We start from the raw sequence: 9485 nt of genomic DNA, 5'->3' as shown, positions 1-9485 counted from the left end.
TGACAGACTGTGCCCATGCCTGCGCCTTTTGCGTCAGTCTCAGTGAAAGCATTACAACAGTTTACACGTAATTACAAATATATGCAGAAGAGGGTGAAAAGAGAAAGGAGGCTTACTTGGTGGCTTTTTACCCGTCTTTATCCGGATTGCTACAGAAATACCATCAATGTATAATTGTGAAAACATCGTTTTATAAATTAAAAAAGGAGGGCTGGCTTCATGAGGAAGTTACGCCAAGCAGGAATCGCCGCCTTACTGAGCTGCGCATTTTTATTGTGGACTTTATCTTCCGGTGCGGGTGTGGCTTTAGCTGCTGCAAAACCCGATGTGAGTGCATACTTTGCTGAGGTAGAAGATGATTATGTTATCCTGGAGGGCGTCGTCGATGATGATGGCGGAGATGATATTACCGAATACGGGTTCTATTACGGTGAAGACGAAGATGATATGGACAAGGTCAAGGTCGGCAGCAGTATCAGCGAAGGCAGGGACTTCTCCAAACGCTTATATGTTGATGATGAGCTCGATGAAGGCACCACCTATTACTTCCGGGCCTATGCCAGGAGTTCTGCAGGAACCGGTTACAGCAGCGTCAGGAGCTTTAAAACCGAAGGCGGGAGTGGGAGTTATCCGACGGTAATAACCGAGGATTATGATTTAGATGGTGTGAATGTCACCATATACGGCAGTATTGATGACGACGGCGGCTATGATATCACCGAATATGGCTTCTACTACGGTGAAGATAAAAACGACATGGAAAAGATACGGGTCGGTAGGACCGATATCGATGAAGGCGACGAATTTGAATATGAGCTGGAAGACCTGGACGAAGACACCCGGTATTATTATCAGGCCTATGCCAAGAACTCTAAAGGCACTGACTATGGGGATATTGAATATTTTTACACCGATGAGGACGAAGGCGGGGGAAGAGACAGCGATAAGCCTGATGTCACCACCAAGACTCCGCTGGTAGGCGTTGACTATTTCCTTTTCTACGGAATCGTAGATGACCGGGGGGACTCCGATATCAAGGAATACGGATTCTACTGGGGTACTGATAATAATCCCTCCAATAAGGTGAATGTGGGAACAAAGATTGACGAAGACCGTACCTTCAGTTATGAATTTGATGATCCCAAGGCTGGGCAGACCTATTATGTCAAGGCTTATGCCCGCAATTCCTCCGGGACCAGCTATGGCGATACGGTCCGGGTAGGCTCGTCGAAAACCGGCAACCAGGCCAGCCTGGATGTCAAGGTGACCAATGTCGTGTCTGGCTCTGCTACCTTAATGGGCACAGTATTATCCAATGGCGACAGTACCATCACCGAGTACGGCTTCTATTATGCCCCCACCGGTGGAACCGAGAAACAGATCCGTTTCTTTGGCAGTATCAGCGCCAACATGCCTTATCAGTATTATCTGGGAGGTTTAACCCCCGGTACATACACGGTAAAATCTTATGCTGTTAACAGCGCCGGCACCGCGTATAGCCTTCCGGCCACCATTACTGTTAGCGGAAGCGGCAGTGGCGTGGTAACTCCGCCACCCACCACCACGCCTGCTCCGGCAGGAAAAGCGCCGGTGGTCTTGGTCAGCACCCCTGCACCAGGTATGGTGATCACCCGGGGACAGACCATAGAGATCGCTTCCAGCTCCACTGACGATGTTAAGGTTGAAGCCATGGGAATGTATATAAACGGGATCCAAAAGTTCCGCTGCACCGGCTCCAGTTTCCAATACTTCTGGAGTACAGCCGGTATCGCCCCGGGGACTTACACTATCCGCATCACTTCCTGGGACGGGGTTCTGGTAGGTGAACGCGTCTTCAGTGTGACGGTTAATTGACCTGAAGCCAGATACTGGTTTCTAATGATAAGCTGATTGCCAGGATTTCTGTAAAGAATCAACAAGGGGCGAACCGGGTTCGCCCCTTGTTGCCGTCCGGATATTATTGCCCGGGGCAACTGACGGCCTGGCTAAGAACTATAATGGTGAAGTGACTGCAAAAGGATTATTTTCCGGGCAGTTTCGTGAAATATTAAGGAAATTCTTTCTTTGTCGACTCTATTGAGAAGGAACTGAAGGTGTGAAGAGAGAAAAGCATGATATAAAAATTATAAAGCCGCTAGATAATTAAATTGGCTTTAGGGGGAGGAGTTTGTAATGGGTAGCTATCCTTATCTTTTTTCTGAACTGCAAATCGGCAACATAACACTAAAAAACCGGGTTGTGATGGGCCCCATGTTAGTGGGCTACGCCGACCAATCCGGCAAGGTCAATGAAAATGTGATCAAATATTATGAAGCCAGGGCCAGGGGGGGAGCGGGGCTAATCATTGTAGAAGCCAGCTGTGTAGATGTTCCTACCGGAAAGGAAGGCGCGGGGCAAATACACATCGACAATGCCGGCTGCATACCGGGATTAACCAGCCTGGCCAGGGCCATAAAGAAATACGACTGTAAGGCTTTTATACAATTATTCCACGCCGGCCGGCAGACCTCGAGCCAGATCACGGGGGTACCGCCGGTGGCCCCTACCCGGCAGGGTTTAACCCCCAGCCGGGAAATTCCACGCGAATTAAGCCTTCGCGAAATCAAACATATTATAGCCCAGTTCATCCAGGCCGCCGAATATGCCCGTCAGGCTGGATTTGACGGGGTGGAGCTGCATGCCGCGCACGGTTACCTTTTAAATGAATTCCTGTCGCCCAGGAACACGCGTCAAGACGAATACGGGGGCTGTTTAGAAAACCGTATGCGCATACTCCTGGAGGTTATCAACGGGATAAAAAGCCAGAACAATGGTTTGGCCGTCTCGGTGCGCTTAAACATCGACGATTTCACTCCCGGCGGGCTGCAGCCGGAACAGAGTATAATCATCGCCAGAGAACTCGAAAACCAGGGGGCCGGCCTGATAAACTGCACTTGCGGCACTTATGAATCCGGTCTGACCAGTATCGAACCAGCTTCTTATCCTGAAGGCTGGCGGGTATATTTGGCGGAGAAAGTAAAACAGATGGTGCAGATTCCGGTCATAACCGGCGGCATGATTTACAACCCGGATTTTGCGGAAAAGGTCGTCGCTGAGGGGCGTTCTGATTTGGTATTTCTGGGACGCAGCCTGTTGGCTGATCCCAGCTGGCCGTTGAAGGCGCAGCGGGGCAAATGCGGAAATATCAGACCCTGTATACGCTGCAACGGCTGCATAAATCTACACTTTGCGGGGATGCCGGTTAGCTGTACGGTCAACCCGGCAACGGGGAGGGAAAAGCAATACCATTCCCGCTTGGCCAAGGTTCCGGTAAAATCGAAGGTTGATATTATAGGCGCAGGGCCGGCAGGGATTCAGGCTGCCTTGACCCTTGACAACATGGGTTTTGAGGTCAGCCTGTTTGAAAAGTCTTCACATCCCGGCGGCCTGTTGAGGTATGCCTCTACGCCGCCGCATAAGGAACGAATCAAAGACTATCACAAATTCCTCACTAACCGCCTTAAAGCCAGTGGGATAAACCAATTCTATGATTGCCAGTATCAGCTGACCGACCTCCAAACCAGGCGGCCCGACCACCTGATTATTGCCACCGGTTCACGCCCCCAGATACCTACTCTGCCTGGAATTGAAGAGTGCTTGAACCTGGAGGATGTTCTGGACGGAAGAATTCCTGTCAGCGAGAATGAAGTGGTAGTCATCGGCGGGGGCAGCAACGGCTGCGAAGTGGCCGATTATCTGCTGCAATTCGGCAACCGCATCACTATTCTGGAAGGACGTCCCAGGGTAGCAGCCGATATGGAAAAGAAAAACCGCCGCGATCTTTTGAACCGCCTGGAGGCGGGCGGGGTCACGCTTCTGGTCAGGCATAAAGTGCTGAATATTAACTCGCAAGGGGTTGTGACCGTCGATTCAGCCCAAAACCAGAGAGAAATACCCGCACAGCGGGTAATACTGGCCACCGGGTATAAACCGGTCAATCAGCTTTACCACCAGGCCCGGCGGCTGATGTCTTCAGTCCACGTCATCGGAGACGCCCTGAGGGTCAGGGGCTTTAAAAGCGCCATCCTGGAGGGACAGATGACAGCTTATATGATCTACCGGGAACAGGTCAAACCAAAACAGAGGGGCCAGAGTTCTTGAATCATGAAAATTTAAAAAATGAAAAACGGCGCATTTCAGCAATGATGAAATATGAGCGCCAGGCTTACCGGGCTGGCCATCAGATTATTGCCGGCATAGACGAGGTCGGGCGCGGGCCATTGGCAGGGCCGGTGGTGGCTGCGGCCGTGATTCTCCCGCCCCGTTTCTTCCTGGCCGGCATCGACGATTCCAAGCAGCTCTCCGCTGTAAAGCGCAGTCGTCTGGCTGCGGAGATAAAACAGCAGGCTATAGCCTGGACGGTTGCCAGTGTATATCCGTCCCGCCTGGATGAAGTCAATATACTAAACGCTACCCGTGAGGCCATGTGCCATTGCATCAAACACCTGTCACCCCGGCCGGATTTCCTGCTTATTGATGCCCTGCGCCTCAATAGTATAGAAATCGAACAGCTGCCATTGGTTAAAGGTGACAGCCTTAGCGCCTCCATCGCCTGCGCCTCTATTCTGGCCAAGGTTGAAAGGGATATGGCCATGGAGGGCTTCAACCAGCTTTATCCCGGCTATGGCCTGGCCAAGCACAAAGGGTATGCCACCCGCGAGCATATAGAGGCCTTATGTCGTCTGGGGCCCTGTGAAATACATCGAAGGAGTTTCGATCCCATTAAATCATGGTTCGCAGGAGGAAGCGATGTACAACAACCCGCTCTATTTGAACAGGACGATTCTTGATATCGCCTCATTGCCTGCGGACAAGGCCTTGGTATTTCATCAGGGCGAACTCCTGCAAGGCCTGGTGAAAGCCATACATACGGATGGCACGGTATTGTTGGCCTTGAAAGGGCGGATGATCGAGGCGTCTGCCCGGGTTCCGGTGGAGGTGGGGCAAAATCTGTTCCTGATGGTAGACCAGGCCGAAGCAGGCCGGGTCCGCCTGAAAATCATGACCCCGGCTGGCATTCAGCAAATTGAAGACCGGACTATTGCGGAGCGGCTGATGGAAATCGGGATTTCGCCGCAGGCCAAAGAGGCTCAAATGGCCAGACAGCTCCTAAGCTACAATCTGGGCATTAATCGCCACAACCTGGATATGATGAATAGAAGCACCGCCATGTTGGGCGAAGCCACCCCGGAGAATATCAACCTGGCCGCTTTTCAGCTGGCCCGCAATCTTCCCCAGCACCCGGCTGTCCTGCAGTCGCTGGCCCGGTATAGCAGTCCGGGTTCTGATGTCATCACCCTGATACAGGACGTGCTGCGGCTGGTCTCGACCGATTATCCGGCTGAAGAGGCGCCTCAGCCGCAGAACAGGGCGGACAATCTTCCTCAAGCAGGGATAAAACCGGCCCACACTACTGCGGCTGCAATGCCCAAGCAGGAGCAAGCCCTCATAAGCAGCCCGTCAAGCCACCCGGCCGGCGACAAGCCCTACATGCCTGTAAACAGCGCCGCTGCTCATCCGCCGGCGGCGTCCGGGGATATCTTAAAGCAACTGCTAATCTTAATACGCCAGCAATTGAATGCCTACCGCCTTGAAATCGGTGCTCCGGCTCCGGCCTTGTCTTCCCGCCTGGAGGATATGGTCCGCTCTCAGCCCGAGATGCTGCGGGGGTTGCTGGTGGCGGAAGATATGATGAATGAGGCTGGAAAATCCGGGATTTATCGCCCCGGCTCCGCGGTGCTGAGCAGACTTGAGGCTTTAAGCCGCGAAATCATGGGACAGCAAGTAATCAACCTCCCCACTCCCGCTGTGACGGAGGAAGCCCCCCAGTGCTATTTCGCCTTGCCGGTGCAGATAGGAGAAGAAAGACGGCGCTGTGAAATCCACATCAGCGGTGAACCCGGCCAGTCCGGATTAAGGGAGCAAGAGCAGATCAATGTAGCGGTGTCATTGGACACTCCCGCACTTGGAGCGGTTTTGTTTCATGTAACCTGGCATAAGTCCAGATTTATGGAAATCCGCAGTGTGGTTGAAAGTCAAGCCAGTTATGATATCTTGCAGCTTTATCTGCCGGAACTTTATCGAGCACTTGAAAACCTGGGCTATACGGTGAGAGACTGCGGCATGAAGGTCAGCCCTCCCGGAGAGCCCGCCCAGAGCCTAAAAATAGTACCCCGCCCCCCGGAAAATCATGGCCCGGGCTGGCGGTCTAAAGTTGACATTAAGGTCTAGAAGGACTGGTGCTAGAAGAGAACGACCTTTTGATAACATTCCAGGAGTCTGAGATGAAAGAACAAGATCCCCCGGCCAGGGCAGTGGCCTTATCCTATGATCAGGACCGAGACCAGGCGCCGGTGGTGGTAGCCAAAGGTCAAGGCTTGATTGCCGAGCGTATTAAAGCCCTGGCAGCAGAACACAACATCCCTGTTCAGGAGAATCAAGTCCTGATAAAATATCTCATGGCTTTGCAGATCTATGAGGAGATACCGCCCGAGCTATACCAGGTGGTGGCGGAGATATTGGCCTTCATATATCGCATTGACCAGCGTTATTGACGGTGGTGACTATTATGGCAAATCCTCTGGGAAAAATGGGTGAAGATCTGGCCGTAAAATACCTGGAGAAAAAGGGCTATTGCATCGTGGAACGCAATTATCGCACCCCCTACGGGGAAGTCGATATTATCTGCTCCGACCGCGGTGAGCTGGTCTTTGTCGAAGTCAAAACACGGCGCTGCACCAGCTACGGCTCCCCTGAGGAGGCTGTCACCCGCCGTAAAAAAGAGCATATTAAAAAAACCGCTTTGTGTTACCTGGCCGGTTTGAACAGACCCTGCCGAAATATCCGCTTCGATGTGATCGCTATACTTATAGAGTCATCACCCGCCATCAATCACATTCAAAACGCCTTTTGACAAAACCATGGCAGATCTAAACCTTAAACCACAGGGGCTGAACGGTTTAAGGGCTGTGATGCCGTAAATACTAAGTTGAAAACAAGGAGTGAAAACAATGTCTTCGATCGGGGCTCACCTGGGAATCGGCAAGGGCTTAAAACACACCGCCGACGAAGCCGTGGCAATGAATCTGGAATGCCTGCAGATCTTCCTGCGCAATCCCCGCGGCAGCAAAGCCCGTCAATTAAAAGACAGCGAAGTGGCCTACTTCAAAGCGGCTCTGGCAAAGCACCGCATCCGCCCCCTGGCGGTGCATGTCACTTACATCTGCAATCCGGCGGCAGCAGATCCCGGCCTGTACGATCTGGCCCGAAGCATAATCGCGGAAGACCTGGAGCGCTCCGCGCAAATCGGGGCTGATTATCTGGTCATGCATCCCGGTTCATATACCACGAGCTCAGCAGAGCAAGGCCTGGAACGGGTGGGCATGATACTGAATCAGGTCCTCGGCCGGGATGAAAGCCGGGTAACCGTGCTCCTGGAAACAATGTCCGGGCAGGGGACCGAATTGGGAAGGGATTTTAATGAATTAAACGAAATACTAAAGATGATCAACCAAAGTGAGCGGGTCGGAATCTGTTTTGACACCTGCCACGCCTATGCTGCCGGTTATGACTGCAGCAGCCCGGCGGGATTAGAAGCCCTCCTTAAAGAGATCGACAATAGCTTTGGCAGGGAGCGCATCAAGCTTATCCATGCCAATGATTGCCTGTCAGCCCTGGGATCGCACCGCGATCGACATGCACATATCGGAGCAGGTTCTATCGGGGCCAGCGGGTTTAGGGAGATGTTTGCCCGCCCCTTCTGGGCCGATCTGCCGATGATCGTGGAAACACCGGCCGAAGGACTCTTGGAGGATATCAACAGATTAAAAAAGATGCGTCAACAGGAGCGGAGAGGATGATAGCACATGCTTGTATATGGTAAGGAACTGCGTGAAGAGATGAAAAAGTGCATTAAACAGCAAGCCATGCAATTGCCCCTGCAAATGGCAATATTAAAAATCGGAAATGACAAGGCCTCGCAGTCATATGTCAATGGACTGGTCAATTTCGGCAAAGAGGTGGGGATTCCGGTAAAAACCATCTACCTTGACGAGCACTGCACTCAGGCCGAGGCCCGGCAAATAATCATCGACTTGAACCATGATCCCGATATCACCGGCATCATGATACAGAAGCCCCTGCCGGCTCACATAGACGACAACAGCCTGCTGCACACTATCGACTATCACAAAGATGTGGAAGGCTTGCATTACTATAACCTTGGCAAACTGCTGGCCAAAGAACCCGGAGTCTGTCCGTCGACACCCAAGGCCATCATGACCATGCTTAGAGCCAATCAGGTTGATCTTACCGGCAAAAAAGTGACAATAGTGGGGCGCAGTACTATCGTGGGCAGTCCATTGGCGGTGATGATGACCGCCCAGGATGCCACGGTAACCCTGTGTCATACCCGGACCCGGCGCCTGGAACAGGAGACCAGGGCGGCTGATATAGTGGTAGCCGCAGTGGGAAAGGCCGACTTCATAACATCGGATATGGTCAGTGACGGCTGTATCATCATGGACGCCGGCATCAATGTTGATGACTCCGGGACTATACACGGAGACGTGCACCCGGAGGCCGCCGCCCGGGCCAGGATTGCCAGCGCAGTACCCGGAGGCATCGGGATGATCACTGTAGCTGAACTATTTGACAATCTGGTCACTTTAGGAGGGCAGCAAGGGGATCCCCAAATAAAGCAATCCGGGCCGGAGAATTAATTTCTATACAAATTGTTTTTGTTCCTAAAGCAGGATTTTGAAACTTATATCTAAAATACAAAGGTTATTGGAAGCAATGCGAGTGACCAATAGATAATGATAAGGAGAGGGGTATCTCATGAACGAAGAATTGCTAAAGAAAGGCTACGTACAGGTCTACACCGGTAACTGCAAAGGCAAAACCACCGCAGCATTGGGATTGGCATTCAGAGCTATGGGTAAGGGCTTGAAGACTTATGTGGGACAATTCATGAAAGGCGGGGAGTATGCCGAGTTAGAGTCCGCCAGGATGGTGAGCCCATATATCACTATTGAACAGTATGGGAAAAAGGGATTCATTAAACTTACCAACCCGCCCCCGCAGGAAGCGGTTGACCTGGCCAGTGAAGGGCTGGAAAAAGCTAAAAAGGCCATGGCCTCAGGGCAGTATGATATTATTGTCCTGGACGAAATCAATACCGCCAACTATTTCAATCTGATTCCCGTGGAGGCTATTCTGGAACTCATTAAAAACAAGCCCGATGGCATGGAATTAATCTTGACCGGCGGCCCTAAAGCGCATGATCGCGTCATCGAAGAGGCCGATCTGGTGACCCAGATGGTAGAAGTAAAGCATTACTATCAACAGGGAGTACCGGCCCGGGAGGGCATTGAAAAATAGCAATTAACCTCTATGGCATTTAAGGTCGGGGTAATGATTATATTCGCCCCGGCCTTCTTTATTTA

At 51.9% G+C, this 9485-nt stretch carries 9 protein-coding genes; all 9 read left to right on the top strand.

Annotation, left to right across the window (positions count from 1 at the left end; all coding sequences use genetic code 11):
• The first annotated feature begins 219 nt into the window (after positions 1-219).
• The 9 genes from B3W37_RS15890 (at position 220) to B3W37_RS15850 (ending at position 9420) form a co-directional block, all read left to right on the top strand.
• A complete protein-coding gene (locus B3W37_RS15890) occupies positions 220-1854 on the top strand; it encodes an Ig-like domain-containing protein (protein ID WP_483171464.1) in 1635 nt (544 codons plus the stop codon).
• A gap of 318 nt (positions 1855-2172) precedes the next feature.
• Complete coding sequence (locus B3W37_RS15885; RefSeq protein WP_483176402.1) at positions 2173-4140, top strand: oxidoreductase; 1968 nt, start codon at positions 2173-2175, stop codon at positions 4138-4140.
• On the top strand, positions 4137-4829 hold the full coding sequence (locus B3W37_RS15880) for a ribonuclease HII (RefSeq protein ID WP_483176401.1): 693 nt from the start codon (positions 4137-4139) through the stop codon (positions 4827-4829). The genes B3W37_RS15885 and B3W37_RS15880 overlap by 4 nt, the downstream gene beginning before the upstream one ends.
• Positions 4789-6270, top strand: coding sequence for a hypothetical protein (locus B3W37_RS15875; protein ID WP_483176400.1), 1482 nt, complete (start codon positions 4789-4791; stop codon positions 6268-6270). Before B3W37_RS15880 ends, B3W37_RS15875 begins: the two co-directional genes overlap by 41 nt.
• Before the next feature lie 53 nt (positions 6271-6323).
• Positions 6324-6593, top strand: a complete 270-nt coding sequence (locus B3W37_RS15870; protein ID WP_481037982.1) for an EscU/YscU/HrcU family type III secretion system export apparatus switch protein — start codon at positions 6324-6326, stop codon at positions 6591-6593.
• A gap of 14 nt (positions 6594-6607) precedes the next feature.
• Complete coding sequence (locus B3W37_RS15865) at positions 6608-6952, top strand: YraN family protein (protein ID WP_483171459.1); 345 nt, start codon at positions 6608-6610, stop codon at positions 6950-6952.
• A 97-nt stretch (positions 6953-7049) separates the two neighbouring features.
• The gene (locus B3W37_RS15860) at positions 7050-7898 is read left to right on the top strand and encodes a deoxyribonuclease IV (protein ID WP_483171458.1); all 849 of its coding nucleotides are present in this window, start codon (positions 7050-7052) and stop codon (positions 7896-7898) included.
• 6 nt (positions 7899-7904) lie between these two features.
• Positions 7905-8759, top strand: a complete 855-nt coding sequence (locus tag B3W37_RS15855; protein ID WP_483171457.1) for a bifunctional 5,10-methylenetetrahydrofolate dehydrogenase/5,10-methenyltetrahydrofolate cyclohydrolase — start codon at positions 7905-7907, stop codon at positions 8757-8759.
• A 118-nt stretch (positions 8760-8877) separates the two neighbouring features.
• On the top strand, positions 8878-9420 hold the full coding sequence (locus tag B3W37_RS15850; protein ID WP_483171456.1) for a cob(I)yrinic acid a,c-diamide adenosyltransferase: 543 nt from the start codon (positions 8878-8880) through the stop codon (positions 9418-9420).
• The last annotated feature ends 65 nt before the right edge of the window (positions 9421-9485 follow it).

It is taken from the genome of Syntrophomonas sp. UBA5494, assembly GCF_002426325.1.
This window is presented reverse-complemented; position numbering and strand designations above follow the sequence as displayed.